Source organism: Halorubrum sp. C191 (assembly GCF_002727095.1).
Lineage (GTDB): Archaea > Halobacteriota > Halobacteria > Halobacteriales > Haloferacaceae > Halorubrum > Halorubrum ezzemoulense.
The window spans coordinates 1-18,738 of the sequence record NZ_NHNZ01000025.1 but is presented as its reverse complement, the minus strand read 5'-3'; the positions used below and the strand labels follow the sequence as shown (position 1 = coordinate 18,738).

The window sequence follows — 18,738 nt, the reverse complement described above, 5'->3', positions numbered from 1 at the left end:
GCCTGACCGACTCCGTCGACGGCGGACAGCCCGCGGACTGAGTCGTCTCGCCCGCGTTGCCCGCGTCGCCCGCGTCACCAGTCGCGAGACACCGGCGTCTCGCTCGCGTCGACGTTCGACAGCAGCCACGCCGCGGCCGCCGAGAGCGCGTCGTCGTCGGTGGCGGTCACCTTCAGCCGGTTGTGGTCCGCCTCGCGGTCGGGGTAACAGCCGACGGCGACATCGAACCGGTCCATCGCCTCCCGCAGCGCGGGCACGATGTTCGACTCCGGTTCGACGGTGTACAGGAACCGGGAGCGGCGGTCCCCGGCGAACTCGTCGGCGACCGTCTCGAAGGTCGCCTTCAGCTCGTCCGGGATGCCGGGCAGGACGTAGACGTTCTCGACCACGCAGCCGGGCGCGAGCCCCGCGTCGGTCACCAGCGGGCGGCTCCCCTCGGGGACCGCCGCTTCGGCCTCGACGTCGACGTAGAACTCGCGGTCGGGGACCCGCTCGCGGATCGCCGCCAGCCGGCGCTCGACGGACTCGCGCGTGAGGTCGGTGACGGCCATTTCGCGGTCGAACGCGTCCGCGACCGCCTCCACCGTCACGTCGTCGGGGGTGCTGCCGATGCCGCCGGTGACGATTACGGCGTCGAAGTCCGCGGCGTACTCCCGGACTCGGTCGGCGATCTCTCCCCTGTCGTCGGGGATCGAGAGGATCCGTGCCACGGCGACGCCGCGCTCGCTCAGTTCGGCGGCGAGCCAGTTGGCGTTCGTGTTCACCGTGTCGCCCGAGAGCAGTTCGTCACCCACCGTGATCAGCGCGACCTCCATCAGCATCTCGTACGGTCGGGCGACGGATGTAGGTTTCCCGCACCTGAAGGCGCCGCGGTAAGTCCCGACGGAAGCCACCAGAAGGGCTAACTACGCGATCCGTGTACCTCGACGCATGGCCCTCCACGCAGTCGAAAACGTCGAGGAAGCGCTCGGTGTCACTCGAGCGCTTCTGACGCCCGTCACCGTGCGCCGCTGGCTGAAGCTCGCGGTCGTCGTGTTCTTCGTCGGCGGTGGCGTGAGTTTCCCGACGACACAGTTCAGCACGTCGGCTCCGACGGGAGAGGTTTCTCCCGGCGAAATTCCCTCCGGGCTCCCGGTCGAGCTGCTGACGCTCGCAGCCGCGGTCGTCGCCGTCGGCCTCCTGCTCCTCGGGCTGTTCAGCCTGGTCGGAGCGGTCATGGAGTTCGTGCTGATCGAGTCGCTCCGCACCGGCGAGGTGTCGCTCCGACGCCACTGGCGCCGACGCTGGCGGCAGGGGATCCGCCTGTTCGGGTTCCGAGTCGCGATCGGACTCCCGGTGCTCGCGCTGTTCGGCGGCTGGGTCGCACTGCTCGCCGTTCCCGTCCTGACCGGGCGCGACCCCGCGCGCTCCGCCACGGCGTTCCTCGTCGGGCTCCCGGTGCTGGCTCTCATCAGCGCCGGGTACGCGTTGGTCTCGGGGTTCACGACCGCGTTCGTCGTGCCGCTCATGATTCAGTCGGACTCGGGCGTCGTCGCGGCGTGGCGTCGCCTCTGGCCGTCGGTCAGGGCGGCGTGGAAACAGTACCTGGCGTACGTCGCGGTCGCGTTCCTGTTGACGGTCGCCACCGGGGTCGTCGTCTCGATCGCGGTCGCGCTCGTCGCGTTCGCGCTCCTCGTCCCCCTCCTCGTCGCGGTCGCGATCGTACACGCGACCGTCTCGGTGACGTCGCCGCTCGGACTCGCCCTCCTCGTCCCGCTCGCGGTGCTGTTCGGCGTCGCGTTGCTCGTCGTTGGGACGCTCTCACAGGTCCCCGTCGTGACGTACCTCCGGTACTACGCGCTGCTCGTGCTCGGCGACATCGAGGAGTCGTTCGACATCCTCGTCGACGGGCGGCCGTCGACCGAGGATCGGTGACGAGGTCGCTCCCCCGGCACCGAGCGTCGAGCGACTCCGCTTCGGGGCCGCTCGCATGCGAGAGCCCCGGGTCGGTGGAACGGATCGAGCACTTCGCCGACCGCGTCCGCGTGATCGCCGCCGCGCGTGCGTCTCACGCTCTCGGGCCGGGTGCCGGAGCGGGCCCCGCCCGAGGCGCCTCGGAGGACGGCTCCGAGTAGGCGATGACGGTCAGAACAGCGACTCCAGCTCCCCGTCGCTATCCATCAGCTCGGTGAAGCGGTCCTCGCTCTCGTCGGTGATCTCGCCCAGATTCTGTTGCGCCTCGACCGCGACCTGCTGAAGCTCCTTCACTCGCGGGACGTTCGTCACGCCGCCGAGCAGGACGAGCCCCGCGACGGTTCCCTCGCCGCGTCGCGGGTAGTCGCCGCCGCGGACCTCCATCGACCCGGTCTGTTCCTCGAGCCACTTGCGACCGTGCTCGATGCCCTTCCGGTTGAGATACTCCGGCGGCCCGGCGACGACGAGCAGCGCCCGCTCCGTCCCGCTCACCTCACACGGCAGAGTGAGCCGACCGAGCGTCGCCTTCCGGACGAGGCTCGTGATCCGATTGGTGGCCTCCGTGCTGTCGATCCCCTCGTTCGAATCGTTGCCGAACCGCGAGAGCAACCCCGACCGCTTCGGTTCGTCGACCTCGACGTCGGCGTACCCCAGCGACGAGATGCCGCCGCCCTTGAGCGTGTTGATGATCTCGGAGGAGTCGACCACGCTCTCGGCGACGTCGCTCCCCTCGGTGATTTCGCCGGCGCTGAAGAGCACGCCGAACCGCTGGACCAACTCCCTGTTGATCGCGTCGAACCCTTCTCCGACGGACTCGCCCGAACTGCGCCACGCGTCGTTGTCGAACAGCATGAGGTTGTCCACCTCGTCGACGAACGTCTTGAGCGAGCGGGCGGCGTTCAGCGTGTAGATCCCGCCCTCGTCGCTGCCGGGGAGAATGCCGAGCCCGTAGACGGGTTCGGTGTAGATCCGTTTGAGGTTCTTCGCGATCACGGGTGCGCCACCCGATCCCGTCCCGCCGCCCAGCCCCGCAACGACGAGGAACGCGTCGATCTCGTGGACCGGCACCGAGTCGAGCGCCCCCTGGATCTCGTCGATGTCCTCCTCGGCCACTTCCGCGCCCAGCTCGTTGTCCGCGCCCACCCCGTGGCCCTTGACCCGCGATTGCCCGATCAGGATCCGGCGGTCCTCCGGAAGGCGGTCAATCCCGTTGAGGTCCGCCTTCGCCGTGTTGACGGCGATCGCTCCCCGAACGATGTCTGCGCCCGTCTGTGCGTCGTAGGCCAGGAACTCGTCGACTACCTTCCCACCTGCCTGTCCGACCCCGATCAATGCGAGTTTCACGTGAACACACCACATGTATCTACGCGGGTCGGACTGATAAAGGTTAGAAGCCGCCTCAGCGTAGCGTGAACGACTGCTTCCCCGGTACAGGAAGCCGCGGTGTTCACAGGCGGGAGTGGCGTCACGAGTCGTCGTCCGCGGACGCGTCGGAGTCGCGCCGTTCGGTCGACGGATCGGCACCGGCGCTCGGACCGTCGGCAGGAGTCGTCCCGGTGTCGTCGTCGCCGCCTTCGTTACGAGCCTGCTTGAGTGCGTCGACGGCGCTGTCCGTCGATTCGACCCGGGTTTCGGTCACGCCGCTCGGATCGAGTTTCGGCTCCGCTGCGGCCTCGGTGTCAGTTTCGTCGGCGGCCGAGCCGTCGGTCTCGTCGGCGGCCGGGGTATCGACCTCGGCGTTCGCGTGTGGGTCCCCGTCTCGGTCGGCGTCGCCGTCGCCGCCGAGGCCGAGCCACGATCTGAGTGTGTCGAGCAGTCCCATCGTTAGTAGTGTTTAAACAGGGCCGCGCGAACGTCGTCTTTGGTGCGCGCGGTCTCGACCCTCCCGTCCGGCAGTTCGACCTCGTAGCGGGCGTCGCCGTCGGCCGAGTCCCACTTGTCGCTGTGCGTTTCGAGCAGGCTCAACATCGCGTTGAGCTGACCGTCGTCTCCGGCTTGGTCGTCGGCGTCGGACTCGGCGGCGGTATCGCTCTCGTCGCCGCCGTCCTCGGCGTTGTCGTGGTCCGCTTCGGGACTACCGTCGTCGTCGTCGTGGTCCGCTTCGGAACCGCCCTCGGCGGAGTCGGTGTCTGCTCCGGAGCCACCGTCGTGGTCGGCGTCGGGTAACTCGACGTCGACCGGCGCGAACGGGGCCGTGTAGCGCCGTTCGGCGACGTCGAGGATCGCCGTCACGAGCTCTCCCTTGGTCATGCTGCTGCGGCCCGAGACGTCGTACTCCGCAGCGATGCTGTACAGGTCCATCGGGTCGTCCGGGTTTGCGTCGCTGTGGCGGCGATTACGCTCGCGAAGCCGCGCTTCGAGCCGCTCCCGCGGAAACCCGCCGTCGTCGTCGTCGGCCTCCGATCGGTTGGTATCGACCGCCGCCCGGCGGTCGGGGTCGTCGACGGCGTCGGCGAGGTCGAGGAGGTAGGCCACGGTGTCGCGCAGTGTGACCGAGGTGTATCTGTCGGCGTGCGCGTCGGTGAGCTCTTCGCGCAGCGCGGCGATGCGGTCGCGTTGGTCGTCGGTGATGTCGATCGATGGCATGGGTCAGGACTCCTCGTGGAACCGCCGGAGCGCGTCGTCCCAGCTCTCGACGACCGTCCGATCGCCGGAGTGATCGGCCTCGACGCCGACGTAGCCGCACGCCTCGCACGCGAGCGCCTCGACGCCCGCCAGCGTGAACGCGGTCAGGCTGTCGCCACACCGTGGACAGTCCGGCTCCACTGTTGATCAGTTGAACCTCAGTCGCGGAGTTGTTAAGGACTAGGGTCGGGGGGAACAATGATTACAGTCGGGGCGGAACGCTCCCGTATGAGCGAGGCGACCGACTCGAACCAACTCCTCCGGTACTACCGACGATACATCGGCGACCCCGACCGGACCGTCGACGTGTACGCCGGGTTCGGCCTCTTCTTCGTCGGACTGGTCGCGGGTGCCGTCAGCGTCGTGGTGTTCCTCTACAGCGCGACGTTGCCGGCGGCCTCGTCGTCCTCGTACGCGATCCGCGAGGTCGCCGGCGTCGCCAGCGCGGTCGGATTCCCGGCGCTGCTGCTCGGAATCGTTGTCCTGCTGCCGGTCGACAAGCGGATGCTGTACGTCGCCGCCGCGGGCTCGGTGATCGACCTCGTCGCGGTCGGCCTCTTCGTGTGGGCCTACCCGCAGGACTGGAACGTGACCGTGCCGCCGGACTACAGCGCGCAGGTCATCGCCCTCTACAGCGTCGGTATCGCGCTCGTGGTCGCCGCGACCGGCGCGGCCCTCGTCGCCCACCGGGTCGAGCGCGCGGTCGACGAGACGGGCGAGGCCGAGGCGACCGAGGCGGACGCGGAGGAGACGGAGACCGTCAGCGACGAGCAGGTACGGTCCGACATCGACAGCGCGCTCGACGACGCGGAGCTCTCCTGGGGCGGCGTCAGCCGCACGGAGACGCGACGGCTGAACCTCGACACGAGCGCCATCGACGACATCGACAGCGAGAATCTGCCGGACTCCGGGATCGAGACCCGGACCAGCGACGGCAACGTCTCCGACGCGGTCTCACAGCTACAGGGCCTCCAGGGCGGGGAGGTCGAGACCGCGAGCGGCGAGGGGACCGACGACCAGGCGGCCGCGCTCCGGGAGCTCCGCGAACAGCAGCGCGAGGAGGAGGAGGCCGAGGCGGCCGGCGAGGGGCTCATCGACCGGATCCGCGGGCTGTTCTAAGCATCCTGTCTTCCTACGAAAACTTATGTGGATTCGCTTTGAGGTTAGCGTATGGCCAAGGGACTTGACGTTGGCACGATGAATATTCTCTCCGCGCGTCAGGAAGGCGCAGAAACCGTCTTCGTGCAACAGCGGAACTCGTTCGTCGAGATCGAGTACAGCGACATGGCCGAGCAGATGCTCTCCCGGAGCGAAGTCCTCCACATCCGAAAAGACGATCAGGTGTACGTCGTCGGGGACGACGCGCTCAACTTCGCGAACATCTTCAACCAAGAGACCCGTCGCCCGATGCAACACGGGATCCTCTCGAGCGACGAGTCCTCGGCGATCCCGATGATCAAGCTCATCACGGAGCAGGTCGTCGGCGAGCCGTCGCGGCACAACGAGCGGCTCTACTACTCCAGTCCGGCCGACCCCATCGACTCGGACCTCTCGACGCTGTATCACGAGAAAACGCTGGAGTCGATGCTCGGCGACATGGGGTACGACCCGGAGCCGATCAACGAGGGCATGGCGGTCATCTACTCCGAGCTGGCCGACAACAACTTCACCGGGCTGGGGATCAGCTTCGGCGCGGGGATGACCAACGTCTGTCTGGCGTACTACGCGGTTCCGGTCATGAAGTTCTCTATCGCCCGCGGCGGCGACTGGGTGGACGAGCAGACCGCGCAGGCGACCGGGACGCCGGTCGACAAGGTGACCTCGATTAAAGAGGACGACTTCGAGCTGGACTTCCGGACAGACGTGGGGGGCGTCGAGGGGGCGCTCGCCATCTACTACGAGAACCTGCTCGACTACGTGATAGAGAACATCACCAGCGAGGTCGACGAGGAGGACATCGAGGAGGGCCTCGACGTTCCGGTCGTCGTCACGGGCGGGACCTCGAGCCCCAACGGCTTCGAAGATCTGTTCGCCGACCACCTCGAAGACGCGAACATCCCGTTCTCCATCAGCGGCGTCCACTCGCCGGACGAGCCGATGTACAGCGTCGCCAGCGGGGCCCTCGTGGCCGCCCGCTCCGAAGAGGAAGAGGAAGCCGAAGAACAGGAGGTCGAAGAGCCCGCCGCCGAGGAGTAGCGCCGCCGCGGCTTTTTTTTCGCGTGTCCGAGAGCGCGCAGACTGGAGTCCGCGCGTACTGACGGCTTCGCCGTCGTCCACTGCTCACGCTCGGATACGTGAACCTCCCCGATCCGATCCAAATTATAATGAGGAATCGGGTCGTCGGTCGTGAGGTGACACGCGACACCACGCGCCGCGCGGTCCTCGCGAGCGTCCTCGCGGCCGGCAGCGCCGGACTGGCGGCGAGCGACGCGGCCGACCTCCTCGACTCGTTCGCCCCGCTGTCGGGCGAGGCGTGGGACGCCGCCGACCGGTCCCTCCCGGAGACCGTCGAGAGCCCGCACGGGGCGGCGACGGTCGCCCGCGACGAGTTCGGCGTCCCGCAGATCGAGGCGGACGAGGAGCCCGCGGCGTACTTCGCGGTCGGCTACTGTCAGGCGTTCGACCGGCTGTTCGCGATGGATCTCCAGCGGCGGGTGATGCGCGGCCGGCTCTCGGAGGTGATCGGGGAGGCGACGCTCGACAGCGACGAGTTCAACGTCGCGATGGGGTTCGCCGACGCCGCCGCGGCCACGTGGGACGCGGTCGCCAAGACGCGCGCCGGGCCCCTCGTCGAGGCGTTCGCAGACGGCGTCAACGCCGCGATTGAGGACCTACCGCTCCCGCTGGAGTTCGAGCTGATCGGCTACGAGCCCGAGCCGTGGACCCCCGTCGACTCGATGCTGATGGAAAAGCAGATCTCGTGGACGCTCACGGGGAGCTTCGCCGAACTACGGCGCGCGCTCGTCGCCGACCGCCTCGGATCCGAGCGCGCCGAGACGCTGTTTCCGACGCGGTACGACCACGACGACCCGATCCTCGACGGGACCGAGACGCGGCTCTCCGAGGGGAGGGGCGCCGAGAGCCTTCGCGGGGCGGGCGAGCGCGCGCCGAACCTAGAGGCGACCTCGAACGTTGGGGGCGGCGCCGACCCCGTCGACCCCGAACTGACCGACTGGCTCTCCGGCTTCGAGTCGCCGACGGGGGTCGGCTCGAACAGCTGGGTCGTCTCCGGAGAGCACGCCGCGAGCGGGAGCCCGATCGTCGCGTACGACCCGCACCTCTCGCTTCAGGCGCCCCCGCTGTGGTACGAGCAGTCGGTCGACACCCCCGAGCGGTCGGTGCGGGGCGCGACGTTCTCGGGCGTCCCGTTCGTCATCGCGGGCGCGAACGACCGCGGCACGTGGTCGTTCACCAACCTCGGCGCCGACGTGCTGGACTGCTACCGGTACGATATCGACGAGGCGGGCGACCGCTACGAGTACGACGGGGAGTGGCGCCCCTTCGAAGTCGACGAGCGCGAGACGATCCCGGTCGCCGGGGGCGAGGACTGGGAGGTCCGGGTGCGCCGAACCGTCCACGGCCCCCTGATCGAACGCGAGGATCAGACGGTCGGCGTCGCGTGGACCGGCCACACCGCGACGCGCACCACCGTCGCCATCGAGGCGTACGGACGCAGCGAGGGGATCGACGACCTGCTCGACGCGACGCGCAACTTCGATCTCCCCACGCAGAACCTCGTGTACGCCGACGCCGACGGCCGCACGCTCTACTTCGCGACCGGGAAACTCCCGATCCGCCGCACCGACGGCGAGGTCGTCGACGGCGACCGGGTGTTCGACGGCTCCGCCGGCGAGGGGGAGTGGGCGGGGTTCGAGCCGTTCGGTGAGTCGTCGTGGGAGGGGTTCGTCCCCTTCGCGGAGAAGCCGCACGCGATCGACCCCGACGCGCTGTCGACCGCCAACCAGCGCCCGATCGACGACCCGATCCACTACGTCGGCGTCGACTACGCGACCCCGTACCGCGGCGCCCGGATCGCCGACCGTCTCGAGGGGACGATCGACGGGGGGGAGGGGTCGACCGACCCCGACTTCCACCGCGCCCTCCAGAACGACGTGCGCGACGGGCGCGGCCCGGAACTCGTCCCCGAACTGGTCGCCGCGGTCCGCGACCGCGACGACCCCGATCCGCCGCTCGTCGACGCCGCGGACGCCCTCGACGAGTGGAACTACCGAATGCGACGGGACTCCCGGGCCGCGCTGCTGTTCGCCCGGTACCTGCCGAAGTTCCGCGAGCGCGTCTTCGAGCCCGCCTTCTCCGACGGCGGCCTCGGCGAGTCCTACTACCCGAGCGACTGGACGCTCGCGCGGCTCCCCGACGACGATCCACTGTTCGAGGGGGGCTCGCGCGGCGACCTCGCGGCCGCGGCCCTCCGCGACGCGCTCGACGAGATCGGCGAGGAGGGTTGGGAGACGTACGGCGACTACAACACCACGCGGGCGATGACCCACCCCCTCGGCGGCGAGGCGGCGTTCCTGAACTACGACGAACTGTCCGCTGACGGTTCGCCCGCGACGGTGAAGAACTACCGCGTCGAGTCCGCGGTCGGGTCGAGCTGGCGGATGGTGGTGCGCCCGGGGACCGACGCGACCGCGGTCCTCCCGGGCGGGAACTCCGGGGACTACTTCTCGGAACACTACGACGACCAGCTCCGGCGCTGGCTGGGTAACGACCAGCGTCCGATGCCGCTCGGCGCGGGCGGCGAACCGGCGGTTCGGTTCGACCCCCCGACGGAGGGGTCGCAGTGAGCGACGCGCCGTCCCCGAACGACGCGCCGGCCCCCGACGACTCCTTGCCCCTCCTCGGACGCGTCCGGACGGAGCCGCGCTCTCACGCGGTCGCGCTCGTCGCCGCGCTGGGAGTCGGCGTCGCGCTCGCGACGGTCCACTGGCTCGGGCTGATCGCCGCCGGCGCGCTCGCGTCGCTCGTCGCGCCGACGGTCCGGCGGGGCGTCGCGTACGCGCTCGGTGCGGGTATCGTCGCGCTCGCGGCGTTCGCGGTCGGTCTCGGTTCCGCGGCCGCCGCGGTGCCGGGGATGCGTCCGGTCGTCTACCTCACGGTCGGCGCGGGACTGGCGCTCCTCCTGTTCGGGTCGCTCGCGCGCGCCGTCGTCTCGTGACTCAGTCCAGCCGCTCCACGTCGGTCACGGTCTCGTCGGTCTCGACGTCGCCCGTGTTGCGCGTCTCGGTGGGTTCGAACAGCAGGATCTCGGCCTCCGGCTCGGCGACGGGGCGGTGGTCCGTCCCGCGCGGGACGACCGTGAGCTCGCCTTCCTCCAGCACGACATTGTCCGCCTCGCGGAACTCGATCCGGAGCCGCCCGGAGTGAACGAAGAACAGCTCGTCGGCGTCCGCGTGGCTGTGCCAGACGAACTCGCCGTCCGCCTTCGCGAGCTTGACCGCCTGTCCGTTGAGTTCGCCCGCGAGCCGCGGGGACCACGTCTCCTCGAACGAGCCGAACGCCTCGGCGAGGGCCACCTTCTCCATGCCGCCGATCGGCGGCGGAGCGGGAAAGTCGCTGTCCCCGGCCCGAGAGCTATATACCCCTCCGGAGCCGTCCGGTGTGGCGGATACGTCTCATATAAGCGTTTACGGGAGGTGTCGCCGTGCCGCGACACATGGCAGCGATTCACGCGGACGAGGGGAGCGATCCGATCCGGGCGGCGCGGGCCGCGCTCCGCGTCGAGCGGCGCCGGGTCGTCGACGAGCGCGAGGCGTTCCGGGCGTTCCGGAGCCGCGTGTCGTCGATTCCGGGCGAGAGCGGGGGCACCGGTCCCGCGGACGCCTCCGCGCCCGGCGGGTTCGCCGGCGTCGCCGACGCGATGCGCAGTGCGGTCGGCGACGGGGCGGGCGGTCGCGGCGACGCGGCTGCGGCCCCCGGCTCTCGGCTCGTTACGGTCAGGGACGCGTATCGCGCCACGGTGATGTCGGTCCCGCACTACGCCGAGGAGTACGACGACACCTACGAGCGGAGCGTCGCCGAGGAGTTCGGCCCCGAGCTGGCGTACGCGCTCACCCGGACGGACTGCTTCCGCGAGGAGTACAAGCGGTCGGTGCTGAGCGCCGCCGAGACCGCGGTCCAGGAGCGCGAGGCGTTCCTCGACGCCGTGGAGTCGGAGCTGGAGTCGATCGATCGCGCGGCGTCCCGCCTCGACCCGATCCGGTCCGAGATCGCGGCGATCGACGATGAACTCGGCGACGAGGGGGACGACGCGGCGGCCGGGTTCGGCGCGCTCGACGCCTGCCGGACCCGGACCGCGGCGCTCCGCGACGACTGCGACCGGATCGCCGCGCGCCGCCAGCGCGTGCTCGCCGAGCACACGCGCCGGCTCGCGCTCGACGGCGACCTCGACCTCCCGGGGTACTGCTACCAGGACCTCGACGTCACGTATCCGGTGTTGGCGGCGGTCGGCGCCGTGGGCGACCGGCTCGAGGCGCTCAGAGAGCGGATCGAGCGGGCGATGGCGCTGGCTCGGTGACCGGTCGCCCCGCCGGCTCACCGCCGCCGGGACCCGGTAACATCCGTGTCCGCGCCGATTCAAGTCGGTCCGGGACCTACGGGGTAACATGACCGACGGACCCGACTCGACAGACGGCGAAACCGGCGACGGCCCCGCGCCGACGCCCGGAATCCACCACGTGACCTGCGTGGCCGGCGACCCGCAGCGGAACCTCGACTTCTGGGCCGAGACGCTCGGCCTCCGGCTCGTGAAGCGCTCGATCAATCAGGACGACCCCGGGACGTACCACTTCTTCTACGGCGACGCGGAGGGGACGCCCGGCACCAGCATGACCTTCTTCCCGTGGACGGAGCTCCCGGAGGGCGAGGTCGGCGCCGGTCAGGTCTCGCGCACCGCGTTCCGGGTGCCCGAGGGGAGCCTCGACTACTGGGAGGACCGGTTCGACGAGCGCGGCGTCGACTACGACGCCCGCGAGGAGCGGTTCGGCGAGGCGGTCCTCCCCTTCCGCGACCCCGACGGGCTCCCCGTCGAGCTGGTCGCGGTCGAGGTTCCCGACGACGATCCGACGACGGCGTGGACCGCGTTCGTCCCCGAGTCGGCCGCGATCCGCGGGTTCCACTCCGTGACGCTGTGGCTCGGCGACGCCGAGCGGACCGAACGGCTCCTCCGGACGATGGGGCTGACGGCGGCCGAGACGGAGGCGGACGACGCGGCCGGGAACGAGCGGACTCGCTTCGCGGCTGGCGGCCCGGTCGGGAAGTACGTCGACGTCGTCGAGACGGACCGACAGGGGAGCTCCGGCCGCGGCACGGTCCACCACGTCGCGTTCCAGACACCGACCGACGCCGACCAGTCCGGGATGCGCGACGCGGTCGCGTCGATGGGGCTGCGCCCAACTCAGCAGATCGACCGCCACTGGTTCCGCTCGGTCTACTTCCGGGAGTTCGCGGGCGTCCTCTTCGAGCTCGCCACCGCCGACCCCGGCTACGCGAGCGACGAGCCGCTCGACGCGCTCGGCGAGCGGCTGGTGTTGCCCGGGGAGTTCGAGGGGCGGCGCGAGGCCATCGAGGCCGAGCTCCCCGCCGTGACCGTCCCCCGGCCCGACGGGAAGTTCGCGGCGAACCGCGCTGACTGAGCGGGCGCGGCGAGTCCGTCGCCCTCTCGGCCCCCGTGCCCCCGATCGCCGCGGACCGATCCTTCTAATCGCGCGCGGCCGAACGGTCGCCCATGAGCGAGGACCTCGGCACGCCGGTGTTGGACGACCACCTCCACCTCGACCCCCGACACGGCCGCGGGATCGAGGCCGTCGAGGAGTTCGTCCGGCTCGGCGGCACCCACCTGCTCGTGGTGAACAAGCCCTCGTGGCTGCTGGGCGTCGAGCCGGACGAGCCGGACGACTTCCGGGCCGTCTTCGAGGAGACGCTGGAGACGGTCGCGGCCGCGACGGAGGTCTTACCAGGGCGCGCGTGGCCCGTCCTCGGCGTCCACCCCGGGCTGATCAGCCGGCTCGTCGACGAGCGCGACTTCTCCCCCGAGGCGGCCCGCGACCTCATGCGGGGCGGGCTGGAGGTCGCGAGCGAGTACGTCGCGGAGGGCGACGCGCTCGCGTTGAAGTCCGGCCGCCCACACTACGACGTGAGCGACGCGGTCTGGGAGGCGTCGAACGCGGTCACGCGGCGGGCGTTCGAACTCGGCGCGGAGGTCGACTGCGCGGTCCAGCTCCACACCGAGGCCACGGAGGACCTGACCGACCTCGCCGCAGTCGCCGAGGAGTCGGGGCTGGACCCGTCGCGCGTCGTCAAACACTACGCCGCGGGCGAACTCGCCGGCGTCACGCCGAGCGTGATGAGCGACAAGGATCGCCTGGAGCGCGCGGCCGAGGCGGGCGAGCCGTTCCTGATGGAGACCGACTTCGTCGACGACCCGGACCGTCCGGGCATGGTCCTCGGGCCGAAGACCGTCCCGCGCCGGGTGCGCTGGCTGCTGGAGGCGGGACACGACGAGGCGGTCCGCCGGGCGCACGTCGAGACTCCCCGGGCCGTGTACGGGATCGACACCGAAGCGACGCTGGAACGCGAGTCCTGAATCCGAGGATTCACGCGAGTGAGACGGTCTCTCGGGCGGCGATCGATAGGAAAGGCATTTGAGTTGGCCGGGCGACGTACGGGACATGACCGACGACGACGCCGTTGAAACGTTCTATACCGACGAACGCTGGCAGAACTGGCTCGACAGGCTGGCCGAAGAGGAGATCGACCCCGAGAACGAGGACTCCGCGCGGCTCCTCCTGAACCTTCAGGACGACGCCGCGATCGCCGTGGTGAAGGTGCTGGCCGCGTTCGACGAGGACCGCATCGACGAGGACCGCGCCGTCGAGGAGGTCCGCGACATCCGCGACATCGTCCTCGCTGACGTCGAGTTCGACGACGAGGACAAGGTGATGCTGATCGACGGCGTCCAGACCTCGCTCGTCCCCGTCTTCTACGCGGCCGAGGAGTATCTCGTCGGCGGCGTCGTCGACGGCGACGTGAGCGAGTTCGTCCGCGCGGCCGCCGAGGCCGAGGAGGGCGACGACCTCGACGCCGCGCTCGGCTACGTCGTTCAGGCCGGGACGCGCGTCATCGACGGCGAGACGCTCGACATCGAACTCGTCGAGGACTTGGAGTACGGCCTCGTCTCCGAGTGGGTCAACGGGCTCGACTCCCTCCAGTCGGCCATCGAGGACCCGGAAGTCGTCGAGGAAGAGGACTGACGGCGTCGAACCGGACCGGAATCGACGGCGTCAGAACGGGTTTACGCACACTTCTGCGGGCCACGCGGATCGGGCCAGAACACTGCCCGAACGGGCTGTAACTGTTCGGAGAGGGTCGCCCTCGTTCGAACGGGCGTCGACGCGTGGTCGGACAGTGGTTTCGACGGGTTCTACGGACGAGTCCGACGGAACGCGGCTACGGGACCCCAAAATATAATTCTCTCCGTCTCGAAATAGTAAGCAAACAGTAAAGTAAATATTTTTGGTAAGTTTTTTTGCTCGTCGATTCCTTTTCTATTCTCGGACTGAGGCCGAAACAACCGACCGAAAGGTCAGGGAACGCCAAAAATATCACTTCCACGAAACGATGACCGAGACCCAATACGCGGGGACTATCGACTGGGGCGAGTACTGGGACGGAGCCGATGAGGCGGTGCGCGAGGACACGGGGCCGAGCGCGGACCTCGTCGCGGAGCCGTTCGTCGAGTTTCTGGACGCCAATTTCCGCGACGGCCCGGACGCGTACGCCGATGTCGGATGCGGGCCCGGCGACCTCGCGTTCGAGGTCGCGGAGCGCTACCCGGACACGACCGTCGTCGGGTACGACGCCGCCGAGGCGGTCCTCGCGGCGAACCGCGAACGCGCACGCGAAGCCGACCGCGAGGTCGCCTTCGAGCGGGCGGTCCTTCCGGAGTTCGACCCTGACCGCCGGTTCGACGTGGTCTCCTGTCTGTTCACGCTGTGTTACGTGGCGGACATCGCACGGGCGATAGAACGCCTCTACGGCGCGGTGGAACCCGGTGGGTGTCTCGTCTTCAACTACCACAACCGGCTCGCGCGGGCCCATTACAACCGGATCGCGGAAGCGCCGCACGAACACCTCGGCGAGGACGCCGTGTGGGACCCCGAGCGCTTCACCGATCGGTTCGGACTCGTTCTCGCGGGCGAGAACTTGCTTTCGTACGAACGCATCCACGAGGTGTTGGGGACGTGGCCGCAGAGTGTGTTCTCGCTGGCCGACGACGCCGAGCCGTACGCCGCCCACCGGTACGAACCCCTCGTGTACGTCCCGAAGTGACGGGACCCGAGACGGTGCGACGGTAGACGCGTTTTTGAACGCGCGACGCGTCTGCCTCGTATGGTCTCTCCCGCGGCCGGACTTGCGATCGCGCTGCTCGTCGTCTGGACGGCCAGCGCCTTCGCTCCGTTCGTGCCCAGCGGCGTCCTCGCGGCGCTGACCGTCCTCGCTTACGCGTACACCACCGGCTTCGCCGAGCCGGGGCTCGCCGTCCTGGTCGCGCTCGTCGCCGTCTCGCTGCTCGCCTCCGCCGTCGACCTGCTGTCCGGCATGGTCTCCGGGCGGCTCGGCGGCGCGTCGACCCGGACCGTCGTTGCCGGGACGCTGGTCGGCATCGCGTTGCTGATCCCGCTGGGACCGATCGGACTCGTCGTCGGGCTGGCCGGGACCGTCTTCGTCGTCGCCCTCTACGGGAACGGTGACGACCCCGAGGCGGCCGCCCGGCAGGCGGCGTACGCGGCCGTCGGCGTCCTCGCCAGCGCGTTCGTCCAAGCCGTCATGCTGGCGAGCGTCGCGGTCGTGTTCGCGCTCGCCGTATGGTGAGGCGTTACGACCCGCAGCCCCCGGTCAGGCGGCGACGGAGAACAACAGCAGGTTGTGCGCCGCGGGGCCGAGCCCCATCGCGGCGACGAACCCGAGGAGGAGGTAGCCCTCTCCCGGAGTCTCCCGGACGTATGCGGCGAACAGCCAGACCACGGCGCTCGCGACCGCGAGCTTCACGAGGAGGAACAGCCACCCGTCGCCGATCACCGGAAGCGAGGGCAGTCCGCCGATCTCTAAGAGGATCCGCGACACCGGCGTGCGCTCGCCGAAGCCGAGCTGCGTCGTCCCGACCGCGGTCGAGACGCCGTCGAGCGCGTGCCCGAACACGGCGAGCGCGCCGACGCCGCCGGTGACCGCGACCTCCGGCCGGAAGCGGGTCAACCCGAGCCAAGCGCCCCCGGCGATCGGAACGGTGAGCCCGAGCGCGACGGCCGACCAGCGCGCGCCGACGGGGGAGAGTCCGGCCCCGACCGCGGCCGCGACGACGGGGACGAGGAGGGCGACGCCGGTGGTCGCGAGCGTGCCCCCGACCCGTTCGGGACGGGCAGCGTCGGCGGCGAGCCACGCCGCGCCCGCCAGCGACCCGACGGTGAGGTAGACGGTCGGCGAGCCCGCAAGCGGCGCGATCAGGGGCGGGAGCGCGTCGACGACGTAGAGGACGTGCGCGGCGGAGCCGAGCGCCATCCACGGCGCGAGCGCGAGCACCCGGCGACCGGTGACGGCGGGGCGGCGGCGGCGAAGCGCGGCGACGACCCCGCCGGTCGCGAGCAGGACGGCGAGGAGGTGCGGGAGGGGCGGCAGGGTCGTGCCGGCCGGGAGGAGGCCGCCGACCATCAGACGGACAGCACGGGCTGGCTCGCGTACAGGAGGACATATTCTGCCGCCTTCCCCAGCACCTCGCCGGGGTCACCGGAGACCGGCTCGCGCGGGACCACGATGAAGTCCGACTCCAACTCCTCCGCGGTGTCGAGGACGACGCTTCCCGGGTGGACGGTCTTCACCGACGTGGAGAAGCCGTAGGCGATCGAGTTGCTGTGGGGGACCCCGGCCGTCTCCGCGCGACGGGCGACGGAGTCGGTGAACGCCTCGGAGTCGTCGGCCACCTCGCTCTCGTCGACCACGCCGTGGTCGATGGCGCGGACGACCTCCTCGTCGAGGACGTACAGCGCGTGGACGCTCGCGTCGTACTCCGCCGCGAGTGCGATGGCGTAATCGACTGCCTCGTGAGACTCCTCGCTGCCGTCGACGGGCACGAGGACGAGGTCGATGTCGAGATCGGTCATACCCGGGTCGTCGGCGGGGGAGGTCAAAAAGCCCGCCCCAACGGCCTCGGCGGCCGCGAGCGAGCGAGAGTCACTCCCCGCCGCGGAACGGCTCCAGCGACGGCGTCCAGTCGTACTCGCGGTAGCGGATCTCGGGCGTCGCGTCCGCGTCGATCACCCCGTACCGCCGGAGCCGCTCTCGGATCCCGCTCCTCCCGCCGAAGTCCCCGCGGTACCACAGCATGAGCCGCGGGACGCGGGCGGTGCCGTCCGCGACGACCGTCTCGCCTCGCAGGTACGTCTCGGCGGCGTGGTCGAGCGCCTCGTCGACGGTCGCCGGGTCGTAGGCGAAGACGGCCGGACAGGCGGTGGCGCCGCAGTTGACCGCGAAGTGGATCCGCGGGTCGGGATCGGCGACGCGGTGCCGGCGGACGAACGCCGAGGGGAACGGGTCCGGCAGGTATCCCAGCCCGTACTTCCACTTCGAGCGGCGTAAGATTCCGTGTTCGATCTCGTCGAGGCTCAGGTCGGCGCCGGCGACGGAGACGACGGACGCGGCGAAGAAGCGGCGCCGGTTCGACAGCCGCGTCGGGTCGTCGAGGAGGGCGTCCCCGGTGGCGGCGTTGTAGACGTTGATCCAGAACGCCAGCTGCTCCGCGGCGTCGAGGGCGTCCAGCGCGGCCGGCGGCAGCGCGTCGAGCCGTCGTCGGGCCGCGTCGACGTCGCCGTCCGTTCGGACGGCCCGGAGGAACTCCCGCGCGGCGTCGACCGGAGCGGGCTCCGCGGCCGCGCCGCTCGCAGCTTCGACGGGCGAGCCGGCGGTCCCGCTCCGTTCGGTCATACTACGTGAACGAGTGTCATTGACCTATATTTGTCCCGGTTCCGCGCGCGGCGCGCCACACCGACTCCCCGTTTATGCGGCGGGAGCGCGTAGCGAGCGCCATGAGCGACACTCGGACGTCCGCCGAGGCGGTTCCCGACTTCGAGTTGCCGAACGCGGGAGCGGGTCCCGACCGATTTTCACTGTCGGCCGCGGCCGCGGACCCCGACACCGACGCGATCGTCCTCCTGTTCCAGCGCGACTACCACTGCGGGAACTGCCGGAAGCAGGTCCGAGCGATCGCCGACCGGTACGACGAGTTCGAGGCACTGAACGCGACGGTCGTCTCCGTGCTCCCCGAGCCGGTGGGCCGAGCGCGGTCGTGGCAGGACTCGTACGACCTCCCGTTCCCGCTGCTCGCCGACCCCGAGACCGACGTGAGCGACGCGTACGACCAGCCCGTGCGGTTCGGGGTCCTCGGCTCGCTCCACGACCTCGTCGGGCGGATGCCGGTGGCGATGATTCTCGACGCTCGCGGCGGCGAACCGGTCGTCTCGTACGCGTACGAGGGTCGGATGCCCGCCGACCGCCCCGAGATCGACGACCTGCTGGCCGAGGTCCGCGGGCTGGGCGACGACTGACCGATGGACCGGCGCGTCCCGGCCGCCCTCTGGCGGCTCTCGCGGCCGTCGCAGGTCGCGCTGATCGGCTTAGTGTACGCGCTCGGCGTCGCGATGGCGTACGGCCGGGGGTACGGCGAGACGGGGGGCGCAGCGCGGCTCGGACTCGGGCTCGCGGCGCTGATACCGGTCGCCGCGAGCGTCCACTACGCTAACGAATACGCCGACGTCGAAACGGACGCGCTCACCAACCGCACCCCGTTTTCGGGCGGGAGCGGCGCGCTGGTCGAGACCGACCTCCCGCGGAGGATCGCGCTGCGCGGTGCGGTCGCCGCCGGCGGGCTCGGCGTGACCCTGACCGGCCTCGGGGTCGCGAGCGAGGCGACCGGGCTCGCTGAGGCGGCGCTCCTGCCGCCGACAGCGGCCGCCCTCCTCGCGGGAATCCTCGTCGTCGGCTGGCAGTACTCCGTCGGTCCGCTCCGGCTCGCGTGGAACGGGCTGGGCGCGCCGGCGAACGCGCTCCTCGGCGGCGTCGCGCTCCCGCTGTACGGGTTCGCGGTCGTCGCCG

At 70.4% G+C, this 18,738-nt stretch carries 21 protein-coding genes and 1 pseudogene; 13 read left to right on the top strand and 9 right to left on the bottom strand.

The genetic code is table 11. The annotated features are described in order from the left end of the window. Positions 1-74 precede the first annotated feature (74 nt). Complete coding sequence (locus Z052_RS01370; RefSeq protein WP_094520671.1) at positions 75-815, bottom strand: molybdopterin-binding protein; 741 nt, start codon at positions 813-815, stop codon at positions 75-77. 115 nt (positions 816-930) lie between these two features. Here Z052_RS01370 and Z052_RS01365 point away from each other — a divergent pair, with 115 nt between their 5' ends. After that, positions 931-1,914, top strand: coding sequence for a hypothetical protein (locus tag Z052_RS01365; protein WP_094520672.1), 984 nt, complete (start codon positions 931-933; stop codon positions 1,912-1,914). A gap of 210 nt (positions 1,915-2,124) precedes the next feature. Here Z052_RS01365 and Z052_RS01360 read toward each other — a convergent pair whose 3' ends face one another. From Z052_RS01360 to Z052_RS01345, 4 genes are all read right to left on the bottom strand, one after another. After that, entirely contained in the window at positions 2,125-3,297 is a 1,173-nt protein-coding gene (locus tag Z052_RS01360; protein WP_080508569.1) for a tubulin/FtsZ family protein, read from the bottom strand. A 121-nt stretch (positions 3,298-3,418) separates the two neighbouring features. Then, the gene (locus Z052_RS01355) at positions 3,419-3,775 is read right to left on the bottom strand and encodes a hypothetical protein (protein WP_094520673.1); all 357 of its coding nucleotides are present in this window, start codon (positions 3,773-3,775) and stop codon (positions 3,419-3,421) included. A 2-nt stretch (positions 3,776-3,777) separates the two neighbouring features. Further along, a complete protein-coding gene (locus Z052_RS01350; RefSeq protein WP_094520674.1) occupies positions 3,778-4,539 on the bottom strand; it encodes a Rho termination factor N-terminal domain-containing protein in 762 nt (253 codons plus the stop codon). Positions 4,540-4,542: 3 nt separating this feature from the next. Continuing rightward, positions 4,543-4,719: a zf-TFIIB domain-containing protein gene (locus Z052_RS01345; RefSeq protein WP_080508566.1), complete on the bottom strand. Its 177-nt coding sequence runs from the start codon at positions 4,717-4,719 to the stop codon at positions 4,543-4,545. 87 nt (positions 4,720-4,806) lie between these two features. Here Z052_RS01345 and Z052_RS01340 point away from each other — a divergent pair, with 87 nt between their 5' ends. The 4 genes from Z052_RS01340 (at position 4,807) to Z052_RS01325 (ending at position 9,754) form a co-directional block, all read left to right on the top strand. Further along, entirely contained in the window at positions 4,807-5,697 is an 891-nt protein-coding gene (locus Z052_RS01340; RefSeq protein WP_094494666.1) for a permease, read from the top strand. 51 nt (positions 5,698-5,748) lie between these two features. Further along, positions 5,749-6,774, top strand: coding sequence for a cell division protein FtsA (locus Z052_RS01335; protein WP_049931005.1), 1,026 nt, complete (start codon positions 5,749-5,751; stop codon positions 6,772-6,774). A gap of 155 nt (positions 6,775-6,929) precedes the next feature. Next, positions 6,930-9,383: a penicillin acylase family protein gene (locus Z052_RS01330; protein ID WP_094520675.1), complete on the top strand. Its 2,454-nt coding sequence runs from the start codon at positions 6,930-6,932 to the stop codon at positions 9,381-9,383. Further along, on the top strand, positions 9,380-9,754 hold the full coding sequence (locus tag Z052_RS01325; RefSeq protein WP_394338376.1) for a hypothetical protein: 375 nt from the start codon (positions 9,380-9,382) through the stop codon (positions 9,752-9,754). Before Z052_RS01330 ends, Z052_RS01325 begins: the two co-directional genes overlap by 4 nt. 1 nt (position 9,755) lies before the next feature. Here Z052_RS01325 and Z052_RS01320 read toward each other — a convergent pair whose 3' ends face one another. Next, positions 9,756-10,121, bottom strand: a complete 366-nt coding sequence (locus Z052_RS01320) for a cupin domain-containing protein (protein WP_049930998.1) — start codon at positions 10,119-10,121, stop codon at positions 9,756-9,758. Positions 10,122-10,252: 131 nt separating this feature from the next. Between Z052_RS01320 and Z052_RS01315 the strand changes: the two genes are divergently transcribed. The 6 genes from Z052_RS01315 (at position 10,253) to Z052_RS01290 (ending at position 15,468) form a co-directional block, all read left to right on the top strand. Next, entirely contained in the window at positions 10,253-11,113 is an 861-nt protein-coding gene (locus Z052_RS01315) for a hypothetical protein (protein ID WP_086216458.1), read from the top strand. Between the two features lie 88 nt (positions 11,114-11,201). Then, positions 11,202-12,230 carry a VOC family protein gene (locus Z052_RS01310; protein ID WP_086216459.1) on the top strand — a complete coding sequence of 343 codons (1,029 nt, stop codon included), beginning with the start codon at positions 11,202-11,204 and terminating at the stop codon, positions 12,228-12,230. Between the two features lie 92 nt (positions 12,231-12,322). Next, on the top strand, positions 12,323-13,180 hold the full coding sequence (locus Z052_RS01305; protein WP_049930995.1) for a TatD family hydrolase: 858 nt from the start codon (positions 12,323-12,325) through the stop codon (positions 13,178-13,180). Between the two features lie 85 nt (positions 13,181-13,265). Further along, positions 13,266-13,847, top strand: a complete 582-nt coding sequence (locus Z052_RS01300; protein WP_049930992.1) for a DUF2150 family protein — start codon at positions 13,266-13,268, stop codon at positions 13,845-13,847. Positions 13,848-14,214: 367 nt separating this feature from the next. Next, positions 14,215-14,925 carry a trans-aconitate 2-methyltransferase gene (locus Z052_RS01295; RefSeq protein WP_094520676.1) on the top strand — a complete coding sequence of 237 codons (711 nt, stop codon included), beginning with the start codon at positions 14,215-14,217 and terminating at the stop codon, positions 14,923-14,925. A 60-nt stretch (positions 14,926-14,985) separates the two neighbouring features. Then, a complete protein-coding gene (locus tag Z052_RS01290) occupies positions 14,986-15,468 on the top strand; it encodes a DUF456 domain-containing protein (protein ID WP_049930989.1) in 483 nt (160 codons plus the stop codon). A 24-nt stretch (positions 15,469-15,492) separates the two neighbouring features. On the opposite strand, the gene Z052_RS01285 is transcribed toward Z052_RS01290, so the two are convergent. From Z052_RS01285 to Z052_RS01275, 3 genes are all read right to left on the bottom strand, one after another. Next, positions 15,493-16,302 carry a DUF63 family protein gene (locus tag Z052_RS01285; protein ID WP_049930986.1) on the bottom strand — a complete coding sequence of 270 codons (810 nt, stop codon included), beginning with the start codon at positions 16,300-16,302 and terminating at the stop codon, positions 15,493-15,495. Next, complete coding sequence (locus Z052_RS01280) at positions 16,302-16,751, bottom strand: universal stress protein (RefSeq protein WP_049930984.1); 450 nt, start codon at positions 16,749-16,751, stop codon at positions 16,302-16,304. The genes Z052_RS01285 and Z052_RS01280 overlap by 1 nt, the downstream gene beginning before the upstream one ends. Before the next feature lie 70 nt (positions 16,752-16,821). Further along, positions 16,822-17,571 (bottom strand): DUF547 domain-containing protein, encoded by a 750-nt coding sequence (locus Z052_RS01275; protein ID WP_086216462.1) that lies wholly within the window; start codon positions 17,569-17,571, stop codon positions 16,822-16,824. Positions 17,572-17,672: 101 nt separating this feature from the next. On the opposite strand from Z052_RS01275, the gene Z052_RS01270 reads away from it, so the two are divergent. Together Z052_RS01270 and Z052_RS01265 are read left to right on the top strand one after the other, a co-directional pair. Beyond that, positions 17,673-18,191, top strand: coding sequence for a peroxiredoxin (locus Z052_RS01270; protein ID WP_094520677.1), 519 nt, complete (start codon positions 17,673-17,675; stop codon positions 18,189-18,191). A gap of 3 nt (positions 18,192-18,194) precedes the next feature. Further along, a pseudogene (locus Z052_RS01265) lies at positions 18,195-18,738 on the top strand (UbiA family prenyltransferase); the annotation flags it as partial.

Bases quoted from the DNA above. Each gene is read 5' to 3' on its own strand.
- Z052_RS01365 (WP_094520672.1), top strand. From the start codon at position 931: ATGGCCCTCCACGCAGTCGAAAACGTCGAGGAAGCGCTCGGTGTCACT.
- Z052_RS01310 (WP_086216459.1), top strand. From the start codon at position 11,202: ATGACCGACGGACCCGACTCGACAGACGGCGAAACCGGCGACGGCCCC.
- Z052_RS01320 (WP_049930998.1), bottom strand. From the start codon at position 10,121: ATGGAGAAGGTGGCCCTCGCCGAGGCGTTCGGCTCGTTCGAGGAGACG.
- Z052_RS01285 (WP_049930986.1), bottom strand. From the start codon at position 16,302: ATGGTCGGCGGCCTCCTCCCGGCCGGCACGACCCTGCCGCCCCTCCCG.
- Z052_RS01305 (WP_049930995.1), top strand. From the start codon at position 12,323: ATGAGCGAGGACCTCGGCACGCCGGTGTTGGACGACCACCTCCACCTC.
- Z052_RS01270 (WP_094520677.1), top strand. From the start codon at position 17,673: ATGAGCGACACTCGGACGTCCGCCGAGGCGGTTCCCGACTTCGAGTTG.
- Z052_RS01350 (WP_094520674.1), bottom strand. From the start codon at position 4,539: ATGCCATCGATCGACATCACCGACGACCAACGCGACCGCATCGCCGCG.
- Z052_RS01355 (WP_094520673.1), bottom strand. From the start codon at position 3,775: ATGGGACTGCTCGACACACTCAGATCGTGGCTCGGCCTCGGCGGCGAC.
- Z052_RS01295 (WP_094520676.1), top strand. From the start codon at position 14,215: ATGACCGAGACCCAATACGCGGGGACTATCGACTGGGGCGAGTACTGG.
- Z052_RS01300 (WP_049930992.1), top strand. From the start codon at position 13,266: ATGACCGACGACGACGCCGTTGAAACGTTCTATACCGACGAACGCTGG.
- Z052_RS01370 (WP_094520671.1), bottom strand. From the start codon at position 815: ATGGAGGTCGCGCTGATCACGGTGGGTGACGAACTGCTCTCGGGCGAC.
- Z052_RS01290 (WP_049930989.1), top strand. From the start codon at position 14,986: ATGGTCTCTCCCGCGGCCGGACTTGCGATCGCGCTGCTCGTCGTCTGG.
- Z052_RS01315 (WP_086216458.1), top strand. From the start codon at position 10,253: ATGGCAGCGATTCACGCGGACGAGGGGAGCGATCCGATCCGGGCGGCG.
- Z052_RS01275 (WP_086216462.1), bottom strand. From the start codon at position 17,571: ATGACCGAACGGAGCGGGACCGCCGGCTCGCCCGTCGAAGCTGCGAGC.
- Z052_RS01340 (WP_094494666.1), top strand. From the start codon at position 4,807: ATGAGCGAGGCGACCGACTCGAACCAACTCCTCCGGTACTACCGACGA.
- Z052_RS01335 (WP_049931005.1), top strand. From the start codon at position 5,749: ATGGCCAAGGGACTTGACGTTGGCACGATGAATATTCTCTCCGCGCGT.
- Z052_RS01280 (WP_049930984.1), bottom strand. From the start codon at position 16,751: ATGACCGATCTCGACATCGACCTCGTCCTCGTGCCCGTCGACGGCAGC.